This window comes from Actinomadura nitritigenes, from assembly GCF_017573545.1.
GTDB lineage: Bacteria > Actinomycetota > Actinomycetes > Streptosporangiales > Streptosporangiaceae > Spirillospora > Spirillospora nitritigenes.
In genome coordinates, this window is sequence record NZ_JAGEOK010000027.1 from 47,420 (window position 1) to 64,554 (window position 17,135).

General features: G+C 72.6%; 15 protein-coding genes and 1 tRNA gene. 8 read left to right on the forward strand and 8 right to left on the reverse strand.

What is annotated here, in order from left to right:
• Positions 1-22: 22 nt before the first annotated feature.
• A complete protein-coding gene (locus J4557_RS34590) occupies positions 23-1,054 on the reverse strand; it encodes a saccharopine dehydrogenase family protein (protein ID WP_208270988.1) in 1,032 nt (343 codons plus the stop codon).
• Between the two features lie 129 nt (positions 1,055-1,183).
• Here J4557_RS34590 and J4557_RS34595 point away from each other — a divergent pair, with 129 nt between their 5' ends.
• Positions 1,184-2,131 (forward strand): AraC family transcriptional regulator, encoded by a 948-nt coding sequence (locus tag J4557_RS34595; RefSeq protein ID WP_208270989.1) that lies wholly within the window; start codon positions 1,184-1,186, stop codon positions 2,129-2,131.
• Between the two features lie 38 nt (positions 2,132-2,169).
• Positions 2,170-3,708 (forward strand): glycosyltransferase family 39 protein, encoded by a 1,539-nt coding sequence (locus tag J4557_RS34600; RefSeq protein WP_208270990.1) that lies wholly within the window; start codon positions 2,170-2,172, stop codon positions 3,706-3,708.
• A 30-nt stretch (positions 3,709-3,738) separates the two neighbouring features.
• On the opposite strand, the gene J4557_RS34605 is transcribed toward J4557_RS34600, so the two are convergent.
• The gene (locus J4557_RS34605; RefSeq protein ID WP_307800379.1) at positions 3,739-4,389 is read right to left on the reverse strand and encodes a DUF1444 domain-containing protein; all 651 of its coding nucleotides are present in this window, start codon (positions 4,387-4,389) and stop codon (positions 3,739-3,741) included.
• A 152-nt stretch (positions 4,390-4,541) separates the two neighbouring features.
• Here J4557_RS34605 and J4557_RS34610 point away from each other — a divergent pair, with 152 nt between their 5' ends.
• Genes J4557_RS34610 through J4557_RS34625 form a run of 4 tightly spaced genes read left to right on the forward strand, consistent with a single transcriptional unit; the run spans position 4,542 to position 8,125 of the window.
• A complete protein-coding gene (locus J4557_RS34610; protein WP_208270992.1) occupies positions 4,542-5,189 on the forward strand; it encodes an ABC transporter permease in 648 nt (215 codons plus the stop codon).
• A complete protein-coding gene (locus J4557_RS34615) occupies positions 5,182-6,333 on the forward strand; it encodes an ATP-binding cassette domain-containing protein (RefSeq protein WP_307800381.1) in 1,152 nt (383 codons plus the stop codon). The genes J4557_RS34610 and J4557_RS34615 overlap by 8 nt, the downstream gene beginning before the upstream one ends.
• Complete coding sequence (locus tag J4557_RS34620) at positions 6,330-7,151, forward strand: ABC transporter permease (protein ID WP_208270993.1); 822 nt, start codon at positions 6,330-6,332, stop codon at positions 7,149-7,151. Before J4557_RS34615 ends, J4557_RS34620 begins: the two co-directional genes overlap by 4 nt.
• Positions 7,151-8,125 (forward strand): glycine betaine ABC transporter substrate-binding protein, encoded by a 975-nt coding sequence (locus J4557_RS34625; protein ID WP_208270994.1) that lies wholly within the window; start codon positions 7,151-7,153, stop codon positions 8,123-8,125. The genes J4557_RS34620 and J4557_RS34625 overlap by 1 nt, the downstream gene beginning before the upstream one ends.
• On the opposite strand, the gene J4557_RS34630 is transcribed toward J4557_RS34625, so the two are convergent.
• Genes J4557_RS34630 through J4557_RS34640 form a run of 3 tightly spaced genes read right to left on the reverse strand, consistent with a single transcriptional unit; the run spans position 8,118 to position 11,279 of the window.
• Entirely contained in the window at positions 8,118-9,617 is a 1,500-nt protein-coding gene (locus tag J4557_RS34630) for a cobyric acid synthase (protein ID WP_208270995.1), read from the reverse strand. The genes J4557_RS34625 and J4557_RS34630 overlap by 8 nt on opposite strands.
• A complete protein-coding gene (locus J4557_RS34635) occupies positions 9,614-10,507 on the reverse strand; it encodes a cobalamin biosynthesis protein (protein WP_243776813.1) in 894 nt (297 codons plus the stop codon). The genes J4557_RS34630 and J4557_RS34635 overlap by 4 nt, the downstream gene beginning before the upstream one ends.
• The gene (locus J4557_RS34640) at positions 10,491-11,279 is read right to left on the reverse strand and encodes a phosphotransferase (RefSeq protein ID WP_307800383.1); all 789 of its coding nucleotides are present in this window, start codon (positions 11,277-11,279) and stop codon (positions 10,491-10,493) included. Before J4557_RS34640 ends, J4557_RS34635 begins: the two co-directional genes overlap by 17 nt.
• A gap of 128 nt (positions 11,280-11,407) precedes the next feature.
• Here J4557_RS34640 and J4557_RS34645 point away from each other — a divergent pair.
• Positions 11,408-11,484 (forward strand) — tRNA-Arg (locus tag J4557_RS34645).
• Between the two features lie 314 nt (positions 11,485-11,798).
• Here the strand turns inward: J4557_RS34645 and J4557_RS34650 are convergent.
• Genes J4557_RS34650 through J4557_RS34660 form a run of 3 tightly spaced genes read right to left on the reverse strand, consistent with a single transcriptional unit; the run spans position 11,799 to position 15,630 of the window.
• On the reverse strand, positions 11,799-12,749 hold the full coding sequence (locus J4557_RS34650) for a PDR/VanB family oxidoreductase (RefSeq protein WP_208270998.1): 951 nt from the start codon (positions 12,747-12,749) through the stop codon (positions 11,799-11,801).
• Between the two features lie 6 nt (positions 12,750-12,755).
• Complete coding sequence (locus tag J4557_RS34655; protein ID WP_208270999.1) at positions 12,756-14,198, reverse strand: glutamine synthetase family protein; 1,443 nt, start codon at positions 14,196-14,198, stop codon at positions 12,756-12,758.
• Positions 14,199-14,208: 10 nt separating this feature from the next.
• Positions 14,209-15,630 (reverse strand): Rieske 2Fe-2S domain-containing protein, encoded by a 1,422-nt coding sequence (locus J4557_RS34660; RefSeq protein ID WP_208271000.1) that lies wholly within the window; start codon positions 15,628-15,630, stop codon positions 14,209-14,211.
• A gap of 146 nt (positions 15,631-15,776) precedes the next feature.
• On the opposite strand from J4557_RS34660, the gene J4557_RS34665 reads away from it, so the two are divergent.
• The gene (locus tag J4557_RS34665; protein WP_208271001.1) at positions 15,777-16,574 is read left to right on the forward strand and encodes an IclR family transcriptional regulator domain-containing protein; all 798 of its coding nucleotides are present in this window, start codon (positions 15,777-15,779) and stop codon (positions 16,572-16,574) included.
• Positions 16,575-17,135 lie beyond the last annotated feature (561 nt).

Sequence of the window (17,135 nt, forward strand, 5' to 3'; positions counted from 1 at the left end):
TTTCCCGCCCGCCCACCGGTTTTCACGCGGTCTCGACCCGCCAGGTCGCGCCGGACGCCTCCAGGAAGCCGAGGAAGCCGGCCGGGTCGAACGCCTCGGCGGGCGTGCGGGTGCCGGCGGGCGCCCCGTCCGCGACGAGCCGCCGGGCGCCCTCGACCGCGATCACCGCGGTGGTCCCGTACGCGTCCGTCCCGGTGACCACCCCGCGCACGGTCCGCCCGGACGGGTCGGACGCCTCGGCCAGCATGAGCCACCGGGCCCCCGTGCGGGACGCCTCGTCCGGACGCTCCGGGACGCTCTCCACCGCCTCGGTGGTCAGGCCCCCGAACAGCGCGGCGACCTCGGTGCGGATCGCGCCCCGGACGCGCCGGGCCCGCACATGGCGCGGGACGGTGACGACGCCGGGCAGCGCGAAGGGCGCGACCGCGACCTTCTCCGGCTCGCCGGGCAGGGCGATGGTCCGCCCGGTGTCGCCGGCGGGCGCGGCGGCCCAGTCCCCGTCGAGATAATCCAGCGGCGCCGCGCCGTCCGCCGCCGCCATCGACCGCGCGGTGCCGCGCGACACCGCACCCGGCCGCCGCAGGTCGGCGACCAGCAGGTCGTCGACGTCGCCGAGGCGGGCGGCGACGAGCGCGGCGATCAGGTCGCCGGGCCCGCCGTCGTCGGCCAGGCCGGGGACGACCGTGACCCCGGCGCGCGCGGCGTCCGCATCGAACGCGTCGAGGACGTGCCGCAGGTAGCCCTGCTCGCCCGTGGTATCGACGTAGTGGCATCCGGCGGCGATCGCGGCCCGCACGACCGGCTCGCCCCACAGCGCGAACGGCCCCGCGCAGTTGACCACGGCGTCGCAGCCGCGGAACGCCTCGGTGAGGGCGGCGTGGTCGCCGAGGCCCGCGACGCGGAGGTCGGCGTCCGGCGCGCCGGCGCGGTCGGCGGCCGCGCACAGGCGCTCGCGGTCGCGCCCCACGGCGACGGCCGCGATGCCCCGGCGGTGCAGTTCGGCGAGCGCCAGCCCTCCGGTGAACCCGCTCGCTCCGTAGACGGCGATTCTCATTGCTGCCTCCCTGTCGATGTGCTCTCTGCGATCACCGTAGGGAGAGCGCGCGAGACTCCCCATGCCTGAAGGTCCAGCCACCATGTCCATTCGTCTTGCTACCGGTCGTCTCGCGATACGGTCGGACACATGGACGTGCTCAGCGACGCGATCTCCGCCATGCGGCTCGGGCGGCCGCACTCCTCGCGCACCGTCCTGGACCCGCCGTGGGGCGTGCGGTTCGAGCCGCAGCAGGGCGCGGGCTTCCATGTGCTCCTCAAGGGCGCCTGCTGGCTGATTCCCACCGTGGGCGACCCGGTCCGGCTCAGCGTGGGAGACGTCGCGTTCCTGCCGCGCGAGCTCGGCCACGGCATCGCGGACGTCCCGGACCGTCCGCTGGCCGACGCGCGCTCCCTGACCCGCCTGCAGGCCGCCGGCCCGGCCGGCGCGAACGGCCACGACGCGGACGGCCGAACGGAGATGCTGTGCGGGGCGTACCGGCTCGACCAGTCCCGGGTGCATCCCCTGCTCGCCGAACTCCCCGACGTCGTCCACATCCCGGCGCGGATCGGCAGGCACCCGTCGCTGCGCGGGGCCATCGAGCTGCTCGGCCGCGAACTCGACGGCGGGACGCGGCACGGTGGTGACGCCGCGCTGCCCGCGCTCCTGGACATCCTGCTGCTCTACATGGTGCGCGCCTGGTACGAGGACCGTCCGGCGGGCGAGGCGACGGGCTGGGCGGCGGCGCTCCGCGATCCGGCGGTCGCGGCGGCGCTGCGGGGCGTCCACGACGAGCCGGGCCGGCCGTGGACCGTCCGGTCGCTGGCCGAACGGGCGGGACTGTCCCGCGCCGCGTTCGCGCGCCGCTTCACCGCCACGGTCGGCGCGCCTCCGCTGGCGTACGCGACGTGGTGGCGGATGACGGTCGCCGCGCGGCTGCTGCGGGACACCGACCTGCCGTTGCGGGCGGTCGCGGAGCGGGTGGGGTACGCGTCGGAGTTCGCGTTCGCGAAGGCGTTCAAGCGGGAGTTCGCGGAAGCACCGGGCCGGTTCCGGGACGCCGCGGGCGGAGATGACCGGCCCTGGCCGGAGGAATGATCGTGACCTAGGCCACATTCCCGGCATACGGTGATCGCATGTCCGCCCCCGCCGGCGCCGCGTCCGGGCCCGTAGACGTCACCTCCCCCGACGGCCCGGCGCCGGTCGCCTGGCGGCCCGTGCTGCTGATGGCCGGCGCGCTCGGCGCGCTGCTGCTCGCGGTCGCCGCCCGCTACGGCTACCACCGCGACGAGCTGTACTTCCGCGTCGCCGGGCGGCACCTGGCCTGGGGATACCCGGACCAGCCGCCGCTGCTGCCGCTGCTGACCCGCGCCGCGACGGCCGCGTTCGGCGACACGCTCGTGGCGCTGCGCGTCCCCGCGGCCGCCTTCTCCGCGGCGAGCGTGGTGGTCGCCGCGCTCACCGCGCGGGAGATGGGCGGCCGGCGCCGCGCCCAGATCCTCACCGCCGCCTCCTACGCGGTGTGCCCGTTCGCGGTCGCGGTGGGCCACAGCTTCTACACCGCGACGCTCGACCTGCTGCTGTCGACGGCGCTGGTGTGGCTCGCGGTCAGGTGGGTGCGGACGTCCGACCAGCGGATGCTCCTGGCGGCCGGCGTGGTCGCGGCGGCGGCGCTCAACGTCAAGTACCTGGCCGGGTTCCTGCTCGCCGCGATCGTCGCGGGCCTGCTCGTCTCCGGGCCCCGCGACTTCCTGCGCCGCCCGATGCTCGCGGCCGGCGCCGCGGTGGTCGCGGTCGCGGTGGTCCCCGGGCTGGTGTGGCAGGCCCGGCACGGCTGGCCGCAGATCGACATGGCCGGTGAGATCGCCGGCAGCGGCGACTTCGCCGGGCGGCCCGGCTTCGTCCCGTTCCAGATACTGATGACCGGGATCGTGCCGTCCTGGCTGTGGATCTACGGGCTGTGGCGGACGTACCGGTCGGACGCCCTGCGCCCGTTCCGCTTCCTCGGCCACGCGTACCTGCTGCTGAACGTCGTGTTCATCGCGACCGGCGGCAAGCCGTACTACCTGGCCGGGCTGTGGGCGGCGCTGTTCGCCGCCGGCGCCGTCGAGGTCGAGCGGCACGGCGCGCCGCGCGGGTGGGGCTGGGCGGTGACGGTCCCCGCGTACGCGGTGACGGCGCTGTGCAGCGTCGCGCTGACGCTGCCGGTGTACCCGGTGAAGTGGCTGGCCGACACGCCGCAGCCGGTCATCAACGCCGACTCCGCCGAGACGGTCGGCTGGCCCCGCTTCGCGCGGGAGGTCGCGCGCGTCTACCGGACGCTGCCGCCGGACGAGCGCGCCAGGGCCGTGATCGTGACGGGCAACTACGGGGAGGCCGGGGCGCTCGACCGGTACGGCCCGAAGCTCGGCCTGCCACGCGCCTACAGCGGGCACAACGGGTTCTGGTACTTCGGCCGCCCGCCCGACACCGGAGGCCCCGCGATCGTCGTCGGCCCGGACACCGTCGCCGACGGCTCGTCCCTGCGCCGCTACTGGACGGACGTCCGCCCGGTGGGCCGCATCGACGACGGCGTCGGACTCGACAACCAGGAGCAGGGCAAGCCGGTATGGGTGTGCCGCGGGCAGCGCGGCCCCTGGACCCGCCTGTGGCCCGAGTTCAAGAAGCTCGGCTGACCCGGAACGTCAGCACGCACGCGACCGGGGTCAGCCCGCCAGGATCTCCCAGGTCGTGCCGCGGCGGACCAGCAGGTCGTGGGTCAGCAGGCTCCCGGCGGGCACGTCCCACGCCGGGTCCGCGACGCCGTCGCCGCGGTTCTCCGCCCACACCTGGCCGACCGCCCAGCGCAGCTTGTCGACACCGTCCGGGTGCCCGGTGCCGGACGCCACGAACACGTCCCGCGCGGGGGCCGCGACGACGAGGTCGCCCTCCACGTCCTGCGCGAGCTTGTCGAGGAACCCCTCGTCGAGCAGCAGCGCCGCCTCCAGGCCGCCCCGCCGCGACGCCGCGCCCGTCGGGCCGGGCTCGCCGAGCGTCACCGTCACGGCGCGCACGTCCGGGTACCAGCTGAGGCCGAGCTCCGGCCTGCGGTCCCGCAGGTTGATCACCGCCTGCCGGCGCAGGTCGCCGGCCGCGACGCCGAGCTCGGCGCAGTGCCGCGGCGCCACGTGCTCGTAGCGGCGGCCCGCCACCGCCGACTCGTCGGCGATCTCCAGCGCGTAGGTGACGTACAGGTCGCCGGCGAACGCGTCGCGGACGGGCTCCTCGTCCGGCGGCAGCGGGAACTCCAGCTGGATCTCCGCCGGAACCCGCGCCTTCATCAGCGGGACGATGAGACTGGACCGCTCGTCGGTCACCGACATTCCTCCGTACTCATTGCCTCGCACGCGATCGCAACACTGAGGTCGTTGAGGGTCGAGCTTAGTACGGGTGCGGGAGAGGCCGGACTGCCCCGCGCGGGCGCATGTGATCGCACGGGCAGGTGGGTAGTGATCACGGCGGAGGCGCTGTGAACTTCTGGGAGTACCTGGGCAGCCGGCGCGAGCGGCTCGAGTTCGAGACCTGGCAGCACGCCAGCATGGTGTTCCAGTGCGTGCTGGCCGCGCTGGTGCTCGGCCTGCTGATCGGGCTGGCCGTCTACCGCAGCGGCCGGCTGTCCGCGGTGGCCACCGGCACCGCCGGAGTGATCTTCACGGTGCCGTCGCTGGCGCTGCTCGGCCTGCTCATCACGCCGCTCGGGCTCGGGGTGGCGCCGAGCGTCGTCGCGCTGACCCTGTACTCGCTGCTGCCGATCGTGCGGAACACCATCGTCGGGCTGGCCGGCGTCGACCGGACGCTGGTGGACGCGGCGCGCGGCATCGGGATGACCCGCACCGCGATCCTGCTGCGCATCGAGCTGCCGCTCGCGTGGCCGGTGATCCTCACCGGCGTCCGGGTGAGCACGCAGCTCGCGATGGGGATCGCCGCGATCGCCGCGTACGTGTCCGGGCCGGGGCTCGGCGAGCAGATCTTCTCCGGGCTGGCCCGGCTGGGCGGCGCCAACGCGATCAACATGACGCTCGCCGGGACGGTGCTGATCATCATCCTGGCGCTGCTGTTCGACGGGTGCTTCGTCCTGATCGGGCGGCTGACGACCCCGCGGGGCGTCCGTGTCTGAGGGCGGCGGGATCCGGCTGATCAACGTCACCAAGCGGTATCCGGGGCAGGCCGCCCCCGCCGTCGACGACGTCACGATGACGATCCGGAACGGCGAGATCGTCGTGCTGCTCGGCCCGTCCGGCAGCGGCAAGACCACGATGATGCGGCTGATCAACCGGCTGATCGAGCCGACCTCCGGGAAGATCATCGTGGCGGGGCGGGACGCGCTGGGCCTCGACCCGACCGAGCTGCGCCGGCACATCGGCTACGTCATCCAGAACGCCGGGCTGTTCCCGCACATGACGGTCGCGACGAACGTCGGTCTCGTCCCGCAGATGCTGAAGTGGGACAGGAAGCGGATCGCGGCCCGCGTCGACGAGCTGCTCGACCTCGTCGACCTCGATCCCGCCCGGTACCGCGACCGGTACCCGCGCGAGCTGTCCGGCGGCCAGCAGCAGCGCGTCGGCGTCGCGCGCGCGCTCGGCGCCGACCCTCCCGCCATGCTGATGGACGAGCCGTTCGGCGCCCTCGACCCGATCACCCGCGGGAACCTCCAGGACTCGCTGCTGCGGCTCCAGGAGGAGCTCGGCAAGACGATCGTGTTCGTCACCCACGACATCGACGAGGCGCTCAAGCTCGGCGACCGCATCGCGATCCTCGACAAGGGCTCGCGCGTCGCGCAGTACGCGGCGCCGCAGGAGATCCTGCTGAACCCGGCCGACGCGTACGTCGAGCAGTTCCTCGGCGGCGGGCAGGCGATGCGGCTGCTGCGGTTCAGCCGGGTCGCGGACGTGCCGCTGCAGGACGTGCCGCGGGCGCGGACCGGCGACGACGCGGCGGAGGTCCGGCGCCGGATCGAGGGCGGCGAGACCGGCTTCGCGATCGTCCTGGACGAGCGGGACCGGCCCGTCCGCTGGGCCCGCCCCGAGGACCTGGAGGGCGTCACCGGGCCGATCGGCGAGCGCGGCATGGACGTCGCGCCGCCGATCCGGGCCCGCGACACCCTCCAGCAGGCCCTCGAGTCGCTCATCCAGATCGAGCACGAGCGGGTGCCGGTCGTCGGGCCGCACGGCGCCTACCGCGGCACCGTCACCCTCGGCACCCTGCAGAACGCGCTCAAGGAGATGAGGGACCGCGCGCGGGCCCGGAGGCGGCCCTCGTGAGCGCACCGCCGCCCGCCGCCCCGGCGCCGTCCGGGGAAGCGCCGGCGGAGAACCCGAGCGCCGCCGCCGAGCCGCGGCAGTCGCTGCACACGCCGACCTGGCGGTCCTGGCGGTCGTGGCTGGAGCCGGTCGCCATCGTCCTGATCGGCGCCGCCTGGCTGCTGTACGTGGAGAACGCGAACCTCGACGGCATCGCCCGCCGCAGCCTCGCTACGCGCTACGTCGGGCAGAAGACGTGGGAGCACATCGAGCTGACCGTCGCGTCCACGCTCGCCGTCCTGGTGATCGCGATCCCGCTCGGCGTCCTGCTGAGCCGCTCGTGGGCGCGTCCCGCCACGCCGTTCGTGCTGGCGGTCGCCAACGTCGGGCAGTCCGCGCCCGCGATCGGCGTGGTGGTGCTGCTCGCGGTGATCTGGGGCATCGGCTTCTGGACGGCCGTCGTCGCGCTCGTCGCCTACGGGGTGCTGCCCGCGCTCCGCAACACCATGGTGGGGCTCCAGCAGGTCGATCCGGCCCTCACCGACGCGGGGCGGGGCATCGGCATGTCGCCGGGCACGGTGCTGCGCCGCGTCGAGCTCCCGCTGGCGGCGCCGGTCATCCTGGCCGGCATCCGCACCACGCTGGTGCTCATGGTCGGGACGGCCGGCATCGCCGCGTTCATCAGCGGCGGCGGGCTCGGCGACCTCATCACCGGCGGCGTCAGCACCCAGCGGACACCGGTGCTGCTCACCGGCTGCGTCCTCATCGCGCTGCTCGCGCTGCTGATCGACTGGCTCGGCGGGATGGCGGCCCGGGTCCTCGCACCGAAGGGGCTGTGATGCGGCGGAGGCTCCTGGCGGCCGGCCTGGCGCCGGCGCTGCCGCTCCTCCTCGCCGGGTGCGGGCTCAAGCCCGCGTCGGCGTTCCTCCCGCACATCGAGCCCGGCGCCATCCGCCCCGTCCCGAACCTGAAGGACGCGACGATCCGGGTCACCTCGAAGGAGTTCACCGAGCAGATCATCCTCGGCAAGATCGCGGTGCTGGCGCTCACCGCCGCCGGCGCCAACGCGGTCGACCACACCAACGTGCAGGGCAGCGTCACCGCCCGCAAGTCCATCACCAGCGGGGACAACGACCTCGCCTGGGAGTACACCGGCACCGGCTGGATCACCTACCTCGGGCAGGAGAACCCGGTCCCGGACCCGCAGAAGCAGTTCGAGGCCGTCCGCGACCTCGACATGAAACGCAACCGCATCGCCTGGCTGGCGCCTCCGGCGCCGCTCAACAACACCTATGCGATGGCGGTCACGACCGCGAACCGGAAACGGTTCGGGCTCACCGACCTCTCCGACATGGCGAAGGTGCCGGCCGCGCAACGGACGTTCTGCGTCGACCCCGAGTTCTTCGCCCGCAACGACGGGCTGCGCGGGATGCTCCAGGCGTACGGGCTGTCCTACGGGTCGAGCGTCCCCGCCACGAACGTCCGGCAGATGTCGTCGGGCGTCGTCTACAACGCCACGTCGAGCGGGAAATGCACCTTCGGCGAGGTGTTCACCACCGACGGCCGCATCCAGGCGCTCCACCTGCACGTGCTCGGCGACAGCAAGCACTTCTTCCCGAACTACAACCCCGCCGTCACCGTCCGCGAGACGGTGCTGCGCGCGCATCCCGAGCTCACGGGCCTCTTCGCGAAGATCAGCCCGAGGCTCACCACCGGCGTCATGCGGAACCTGAACAGCAAGGTCGACGTGAACGGCGACGACCCGGTCCTCGTCGCCCGCGACTGGATGCGCGAGCAGGGGCTCATCAGATAGCCGGAGCGCCCCCCGGCGGCACCACCGGCAGCCCGTCCGGCGCGCCCTTCTCGATGAGCCGCCACACGGCGTCGGTGTCGAGATGCCGCTCGACGAGGTCGCCCAGCGCGTCCATCGTCGCTTCCCGCAGCGCTGCGAACTCCACGTCCGGCGCCGGTGTGAAATCGCGTCCGGCCGTTTCCGCGACGTCCTTCAGGAAAGCGCGCCGGAATCCGTCGTTCTCCATGGCGCCGTGCCAGGTCGTCCCCCAGACGGCGCCTGCCCGGCACCCGTCAAGGAAGGGCTCGCCGCCTTCCACGGACACGATGCCGTGGTGGATCTCGTAGGCGTCGACGTTCTCGCCATAGGCGCTTCCCCTGGGCCGGCCAAGGGTCTTCTCACTCTCGAAGACGACCCTGGTGGGCAGCAGGCCGAGCCCCTCGACGAGGCCCGTCCCCGATTCGACGCGGTCCTCGATCTCCCGCGCGAGCATCTGGTGGCCACCGCAGATGCCGAGCACCGGACGCCCTTCCCGGGCCCGCCGCACGATCTCGTCCGCCATTCCCCGCTCCCGCAGCCACGCCAGGTCGCTGACCGTCGCCCGCGTCCCCGGCAGCACGACGAGATCCGCCTCCGCGAGGTCGCCGGCGCCGGCGGCATAGCGCACCACGACGCCCGGCTCGCAGGCCAGCGCGTCCAGGTCGGTGAAATTCGAGATGCGCGGGAACCGCACGACCGCGATCCGCAGCGTCTGCCTCCCGAAAGGCGCGGCGGCGCCGGGACGCGGCGCGTCCAGGACCAGGGTGTCCTCGGAATCCAGGTACAGCCCGAGCGTCCACGGCAGCACGCCCAGGACGGGACGCCCGGTGAGCCGCCGCAATTGCTCCAGCCCCGGCTCCAGCAGTTCCTTCGCGCCCCGGAACTTGTTGATGACGAATCCCGTGATGAGCGCCTGATCGGCCGGCTCCAGCAGGGCGACGGTCCCGAAAAGCGACGCGAACACCCCGCCCCGGTCGATGTCCCCGACCACGACGACCGGCAGGTCCGCCGTTCTCGCGAGGCCCATGTTGACGATGTCCCCGGCGCGCAGATTGATCTCCGCCGGGCTTCCCGCGCCCTCGCAGACCACCACGTCGTACTCGCTCCGGAGCTCGTCCAGGCTCTCCTTCACGACGCCGCGGAGCCATTCCTTGTGGTCGCCGTACTGGACCGCGTCCACCTCGGCGACCGGCCGGCCCAGCACCACGACCTGGCTGCGCCGGTCGCTGCCCGGCTTCAGCAGCACCGGGTTCATCACCGCGCGCGGCTCCACCCCGGCCGCCTGCGCCTGCATGTACTGCGCCCGCCCGATCTCGGCGCCGTCCGCCGTCACCATCGAGTTCAGCGACATGTTCTGCGCCTTGAACGGCGCCACCTTCACGCCCCGCCGCGCCAGCCACCGGCACAGCCCGGCGGTCACCACGCTCTTGCCCGCGTCGGACGTCGTCCCCGCGACCAGCAGACCGCCGCTCACCGCAGCCCCCACACCAGCGCCGCCGCCGCGAACGTCACCGCCGCCGACAACCGCACCGCCCGCCCGATGTCGCGGACCTCCGGAGCCCGCCCGTCCCCCATCTCCGGCCGCCGCTCCACCGCGCCCCCGTACGAGTTCGTCCCGCCCAGCCGGACGCCCAGCGCACCGGCGAACGCGGCCTCGCACCGCCCCGCGTTGGGGCTCGGGTGGTTGCCGCCGTCCCGCCGCAGCACGCGCCAGGCATCCCGTCCCGAACAGAGGGCGACGAGCATTCCCGTCACCCGCGCCGGAACCCAGTTCGCCGCGTCGTCCAGCCGCGCCGCCGCCCACCCGAACCGCTCGTAACGCGGATTCCGGTAGCCGACCATCGCGTCCAGGGTGTTGACGGCCCGGTAGGCCAGCAGCCCCGGAACGCCGCCCACGGCCCCCCAGACCAGCGGGGCGATGGCCGCGTCCGAGGTGTTCTCCGCCACCGATTCCACGGTCGCCCTGGCCAGCGCCGCCTCGTCCAGGCCCTTGGGATCCCGCGCGCACAGATGCGGAAGCCGCTCCCGCGCGGCCTCCAGATCGCCCTCTTCCAGGACCCGCTCCATGGCGAGCCCTTCACGTCCCAGCGACGTCCCGCCCAGAACGGCCCACGTGACGGCCGCCGTGAGCACGACCCTCGAAGGCCCCCGCGCGACCCGCTCCAGCAGCACCCCCGAGACCACGGCACCGCCCACGAGGACCCCGGCGTAGACGACGCCCGCCGCCCGCGAATCCCGGTACGCCAGCCGCTCGAACCCCGACGCCAACCGCCCGAACCCCGCGACCGGGTGCCCCCTCCTCGGATCCCCCAGAAGCGCGTCCAGCGCCACCCCCAGAACCAGCCCCTCAGCAGAGCCGCGCATCAAGCTCATCCCAGTGACGCTCCAACCAGTCCTGCGCCCGCCTGATCCGCGGGCCCGCCCCACCCTGCCAGATCCGCGCCCAGCCGCCGCCCCCGGCCGCCCTCGCCCGCATCGCCTCGTACGACCGCTCGAACCGCACCCGCGCCGCCGGCAGCACCTCCCGCCGCCGCTCCCGGTCCAGCCCGTACGCGTCGCAGAAGATCCGCACCCGGCGCGCGACGTCCGCCCCGTAGAGCAGCGCGTCCCGGTCCGCCGGATCGGCGATCGGCGCCCAGTGCCGCAGCGCCGTCACCACGTCGTACAGCCGCGTCGTCGGCCGCGCCAGGTCGAAGTCGATCAGCGCCGCCGGCGCACCGGCCCGGAACACCACGTTCTCCGGCGTCACGTCGCAGTGCCCGATCAGCTCCGGAGGCCCGTCCAGGTTCGACGCCTCCCGGTCCCAGTCCCCATCCGGCACCCCGTAGGAGACCACCGCGTCGTGGTACCGCCGCAGCAGCGCCCCGACGCCCCGCAGCGCGTCCTCCGACACCGCGTACCGGGGCAGCGGCCGGTGCGGCACGTCCCCCGGAACCCAGCTGAGGATCTCCCGCCCGCGCTCGTCCACCCCGAGCACCCGCGGCGCCCCGCCGAACCCGGCCGCCTCCAGATGCCGCAGCAGCCCGTGCACCGCCGCACTGTGCGCCCGAAGCGGCCTGCGCACCGTGTTCCCCACCCGCACCACGCCCTCCGTCACGTCTCCGCCGGAGAGCGGCACCTCGCTGTCCACCGCCACAGCACCCCAAGATAGGACCCTCCGCCCACCGCCCGGTCCCGACGCGTCCCCAGGTCGCCGCATTATGGATGTGGAGCCGGAGGACGCTCCGCCTTACACTGTGTCCCGGCGTCCCGCCGGGCCGCCGAGCGCCCGTAGCTCAGCTGGATAGAGCATCGGTCTTCTAAACCGACGGTCGCGGGTTCGAATCCTGCCGGGCGCGCCACCCCTGACCTGCATAAACGCACGCTTACACGCCAAGATCCACGCCAAATATGTCCCCGTGTTAGCTCGATGTTTGCTCGGATGTCGTCGCCCTGTCGTTGGTGCCTGCCTATGGACGAAGATCTCCGGGGGCGTCGCCCGCATGCACCAACTGCCCTCACGCTGTGAAGCGCCCCGTCTGGTCGAGCCTCCATCGGGACCGGGGCGCTTCACATGAGCGCCTGCCGACCAGGGCCACAGGCCCGGTCAAAGGCCCGAAGCCCGTCAGAGCCCGGGTCAGACCCCATCGCGAGATGCTCACCTGCATCATCTCTGTCAGAGGTCGAGGATGAGCTTGTGGCCGTGCGACCGGCTCACACAGGGCAGGAACGTTCGGCCTGAGGCCCGCTCGGCCTTGGAGAGCACGACGTCGCGGTGGTCGGGAACGCCGTCGAGGACACGGGTTTCGCACGTGCCGCAGTAGCCCTCCTCGCAGTCGGATTCGATGTCCACTCCGGCGTTCCGGATCGCCTGAAGCAGCGTCGTCTCCGGGGCGGCCAGCACGGTCGTCCCGGAGCGGCGTAGTTCCAGTTCGACCGCTTCGCCGTCTCCGGTGCCGGAGCTCGGGGCGGCGGCGCCGAAATGCTCGGTCTCGCAGCTGATGCCGGTGGCCGCACAGATCTCGGTCACGCTGTCCAGGAGGTTGTTCGGGCCGCAGCAGTAGACCGCGGCGCTCGCTCCGAGGCCGCCGATCAGCGCCTTGAGATCCGGGCGCGGTTCGGTCGCGGTGTCGACGAACCGGACCCGGTCTGCGCCGGTGGCCGCCAGTTCGGAGCGGAAGGGCATCGTGGCGGCGCCACGGCCGCAGTAGACCGCCGTCCACGTCGCCCGGCGTGCCGCGAGGACACGGGCCATGGGCAGGAGCGGCGTGATCCCGATGCCGCCGGCGATCAGCAGGTACTCGTCCGCGTCGCCGAGCGGGAAATGGTTGCCCACCCCGGTCACCACCAACTCCCGGCCGACCAGCGCCGTACCGTGGATCTCCGCCGAGCCGCCTCGTCCGGCGGCCACAAGCCGCACCGCGATCGTGTAATGCCGGCGCTCCCGCGGGTCCCCGCAGAGCGAGTACTGGCGGGTCAGTCCCGACGGCAGCCGGACGTCGATGTGCGCGCCGGGTTCCCAGGGCGGCAGCGGCCGCCCGTCCGGTGCGGACAGGCGCACCCCGGCCACGCCCTCGGCCTCCCAGGTCATTCGCGTGACGCGCAGTGGCAGGTCCATCATGTCCATGGGTTCTCAGAAAAGGTCGAAGTACTCACGCTGCTCCCAGTCGGTGACCGTGCGCTCGAAGCGGGCGATCTCGGCTCGCTTGATCGCGGCGTAGTACGCGGTGAACTGCGGGCTCATCGCCTTGACCAGGCCGGTGTCGGCCTCCAGCGAGTCGACGGCCTCCCGCAGGTTCGCCGGCAGGCGCCCGGCCTCGGTGGTGTAGGGGTCGTCGGCGGACGAAGGCAGCGGCAGCCCGGCGTCGATGCCTTCCAGACCGGAATGGAGCTGGGACGCCATGTACAGGTAGGGATTGGCCGCGGACTCGCCGATCCGGTTCTCCAGGTGCGTGGAGTCCTCCTCGGCCGAGCCGACGAGCCGGATCATCGCGCCCCGGTTGTCGCGCGCCCAAGCGATCCGGTCGGGGGCCATCGAGTACGGCTGGAAACGTTTGTAGCCGTTGACGGTCGGGTTCGCGAACACGCAGGCGCCGCGCGCGTGGGCGAGTTGACCGGCAATGAAGTGCCGGCCGATCGGCGAGATCGGTTCCTGCCCGTCCTTCGGCACGAACATGTTGCGGCCGGCGTCCGCCCCGGTGCCGACCAGGCTCTGGTGCAGGTGCCAGCCGCTCGCCTTGCTGCCGGTGAGCTGCGGCCGGCACATGAAGGTGGCGTGGTAGCCGGTGCGCCGTGCCATCTGCTTGATGGTGCTGCGCAGCAGCACCATGGCGTCGGCGGAGCCGAGCCCGGCCACCGGGTCCAGCGTGACCTCGAGCTGGTCGGCGCCGTACTCCACCTCGATGGTGCGCAGTTCGATGCCCATCCGTTCGAGGGCCTCGCGGATCCGCCGGGTGGCCGGCTCGACCTCGTCGCCGCGGTCCTCGGCGAGGAGCTGGTTGCCCTGGTTGATGGGTTCCACCGGAGTCGGGTACGTGGACCGGCCGATGCCGTCGGCGTTCGGGCTGTGCTCCGCCCGCCGGTATAGGTGGAACTCGATCTCCAGACCGGCCACGTAGCCGTACCCGGCCGCGCCGGCGCGGTCGAGGGCCGCCCGGAACAACCCGCGGCTGCAGAACGGTACCGTCGCCCCGTTCTGGAAGCGCAGGTCGCACAGCACCCGGGCGGTCCGATCCGCCCACGGCACGAGGCGGAAGGTGGTCGGGTCCGGAACCATCACGAGGTCGGCGGCGCCGGCCATCTCGGCCACGCCGAGTCCGCCGTCGGCGTCGAAGGCCGCGAAGACGGTGGCGCCGGAGGTGTCCTTCGACAGGAGGGTCGACACGCAGTTGACGCCGCTGCCGAACACGGCGGCGAGTCCGCTCGCGGGGATCGTCTTGCCGCGCAGCAGTCCGTGCTGGTCCACGAAGGACACCCGGACCGACCGCAGTTCCTCGGCCTCGATCCGGGCGAGGACGGCACGGGCTGCCTCCTGCTGCTCCTCGGTCCACAAGCCGAACTTCTCGATGAAGCCCATGGCGGTCCGCTCAGCCGTTCGAGCGGTCGTATGCGTCGGGCGACCCGGAGCGGTCGGGTTCGATCTCCGAGCCCGGAACGCCGGCCGGCCCCGTCGCGAGCGCCGCCTGCAGACGGGACGCCCACGGGCTGGCCTTGCGCAGGTCGGCGATCGAGCGGGCCCAGTACTGCTCCCACTCTCCCGTGGGGCCGATGCCGTCCAGCGGGATCGGCCCGCGGCTCTCCACATCCGCGGTGTCCGTCAGCAGGGTCTCGGGGCTGCCGCCTTCGGCGACGGTGTCGATCGCCTGCAGGGCCATCCGCCGGTAGGTGACGATCGCCCGGTCGGACCGGCTGAGGTGCTCGTGGCTGCGGTCGTAGATGCGGCCCTGTCCCTCGACCGCCATCTGGTCGTGCACGTTGATGTCCCGTCCGAGTCCGGTGTAGGTCTGCGTCCGCTGTTCGTGAGGGTCGAACCGGTAGTTGTTGGCCCTGTTCCGCACCGGCTTGTAGTCGGGCAGGGTGATGCCCTCCAGGCGCTGGGCGCGCATAGTCGCCTTGTCCACCGGCTCGTCGAGGCTGGTGAACATCGCGTACCAGTAGCAGGACACGTCGTCGGTCGGCACGTGCCACTGAGTGATCGCCATCGTCGCGCTCAGCGGGATCGTGATCCCGTGCGGGAACACCTGATGCGTGATCCGCACGTGGGTGGACGAGCCGTCCAGGCCCTCGCCGTCCAGCCTGCGCAACGCCACGAGCCGCTGGCCGTACTCGGTGCGCGCGTTGAGGATCTCGGGCCGCCCGTACTCGCGGAGGATCCTGGTCATCGGCAGGTCGGTCCCGAGCGAGGCGTTGCGGAACTGCCTGCCGTAGCCGTCGGCGGTGTCCTCGTCGTTCTCGAACCGATGCAGGTATGAGGCGTGGGCGGGGTCGATGCCGACCTCGAGCGCCTGCAGCCAGTTGCAGTCGAGGTAGCCCTTGAACGCGAAGGTGTACTCCTGCGGGGCGATGAGGCAGTCGAGCGCGGGCAGGTTCGGCGGCGTTCCGTCTCCGAGGAACGCCCACACGATCCCGTTGCGCTCCCGCACCGGGTACGACCGGATCCGCACCTTCGAGCGGAGCCTGCTGTCCGCCGGCTCAGCTGGCGTGTCCAGGCAGGACCCGTCCGCGCCGAAGAGCCAGCCGTGGAAGTAGCAGCGGAGCCCGCCGTCCTCCAGCCGCCCCAGCGACAGGTCGGCGCCGCGGTGCGCGCATCGGCGGTCGATGAGGCCGATCGCGCCGTCGTCGTCGCGGAACAGCACGAGGTCTTCGCCCAGGATCCGGACCGGGACGACGGGACGTTCGCCCTCCATTTCCTCCGTCAGCGCGACCGGCTGCCAGTACAGGCGCATCCAGGCGCCTCCGGGCGTGCCGGGCCCCGTCTCGGTGATCTTCCGGTTGTCCTCAGCGCGCATGGGCGACCTCCATATGTTCGATTAACGAACACTATGCTCAGATATGAGCAATGTAGGCAGACGTTGTCGCCCGTCGCAAGATCTGGGCAGCGATCCGCTGCTATATTCCGTACGGAGTGTGCGTTAATCGAACAAAGTGGGGATCGATGGCGAAGCTCAACGCACGGGATGAGGCCCGGCGGGCCGCGCGCGAACTGGACGGCAGCAACCACGCGGACTATTCCGAGGCCCTCGAACGCGGCTTGCTCGTCCTGACCGCCTTCGAGCACACCGAGGAACGCCTGTCCCAAGCCCAGTTGGCCCGCAAGCTCGAACTGCCCCGGGCCACCGTGCGCCGCGCCCTCCTCACGCTGACGCACCTGGGCTACGTGATCCCCGACGACAAGGCCTACCGACTGGGGCCCAAGGTCCTCACGCTCGCCTCGGCCTACCTGACCACGAACCCCGTGAGCCACGTGCTGCAACCGGTGTGCGACAGGCTCGCCGAGGAGTTCCGGGCATCATGCACGGCCGCGGTCCTGGACGGCGCGGCGGCCGTGATGATCGCACGGGGGCTGCCGCGGCACACCCTGCCGATCGGCCAGGGGGTCGGCTTCCGCGTGCCCGCCCTCCGGTCGGCCTTGGGGCTGGTCCTCTTGGGCGCCCTGGACGAGGAGCGCCGCCACCGGCATCTGGTCACCCACTCGGACGGGGACGAGGAGGCCGTCGCGGCGCTGGAGCGGAAGATCGCGGAGGTGGCGGCGGCCGGCCGCGCGTACGTCGCCCACGATGTGGAGGCCGGCTTCCACTCGACCGCGGTGCCGCTGCGCCGGTGGGACGGCACCGTGATCGCGGCCCTGAACGTCGGCGCCACCCTGGAGCGGATATCCAGCCAGGAGATGCGCGAGCGTGTGCTGCCCGTATTGCTGGAGACCGCCGACAGGCTCCAGGCCCAACTCGTGTGACGCCGCACGGCGCGGCGTTGCCCGGCGGACGCCGCGGGTACCGCCCCGTCTCGAAGACGCCGGCCGGCCGCCTCCTCATCGAGAGGAGGCGGTCTTCTCTTTTCGTCGCGGGCGCGTCGGCGCCCACCGCCATTGCCGCGAACGCGCGGAGAACGCGGCGATGAGCGCCACTGACCGCCTGTCTTCCTCTCTGCGGAACGGACCGCAGGCACATCGTCGGCTGCAACTGACCTCGGCCTGACATCGCACGGCCCGTTGACTTTCCAGACGAGTCCTGTTTAACGTGTGGGCGTTCTAACGCTATAAGTAAGTTCACTTACATATAGCGTAAGTGCTGTGGCGACCGCTCCCGAGCGACAGCACACGCGACTCGTGGAGGCGGCCATGCGCCGTACTCGGGCGCACCGCTCCCAGCGGTTCCGTCCGACATCGTTCGTTGCCACCGAATGGAGACCCCACCGTGGCGGATCAGCACGATCCACCGGCAGCCCTCGTGGCCGCCCATCACGCCCGACCATGCGCGACGCCGAACCGGACCGCGCCCGCACAGGACATGCCGGC

Bases quoted from the DNA above. Each gene is read 5' to 3' on its own strand.
- J4557_RS34590 (WP_208270988.1), bottom strand. From the start codon at position 1,054: ATGAGAATCGCCGTCTACGGAGCGAGCGGGTTCACCGGAGGGCTGGCG.
- J4557_RS34595 (WP_208270989.1), top strand. From the start codon at position 1,184: ATGGACGTGCTCAGCGACGCGATCTCCGCCATGCGGCTCGGGCGGCCG.
- J4557_RS34600 (WP_208270990.1), top strand. From the start codon at position 2,170: ATGTCCGCCCCCGCCGGCGCCGCGTCCGGGCCCGTAGACGTCACCTCC.
- J4557_RS34625 (WP_208270994.1), top strand. From the start codon at position 7,151: ATGCGGCGGAGGCTCCTGGCGGCCGGCCTGGCGCCGGCGCTGCCGCTC.
- J4557_RS34635 (WP_243776813.1), bottom strand. From the start codon at position 10,507: ATGCGCGGCTCTGCTGAGGGGCTGGTTCTGGGGGTGGCGCTGGACGCG.
- J4557_RS34650 (WP_208270998.1), bottom strand. From the start codon at position 12,749: ATGGACATGATGGACCTGCCACTGCGCGTCACGCGAATGACCTGGGAG.
- J4557_RS34655 (WP_208270999.1), bottom strand. From the start codon at position 14,198: ATGGGCTTCATCGAGAAGTTCGGCTTGTGGACCGAGGAGCAGCAGGAG.
- J4557_RS34660 (WP_208271000.1), bottom strand. From the start codon at position 15,630: ATGCGCGCTGAGGACAACCGGAAGATCACCGAGACGGGGCCCGGCACG.
- J4557_RS34665 (WP_208271001.1), top strand. From the start codon at position 15,777: ATGGCGAAGCTCAACGCACGGGATGAGGCCCGGCGGGCCGCGCGCGAA.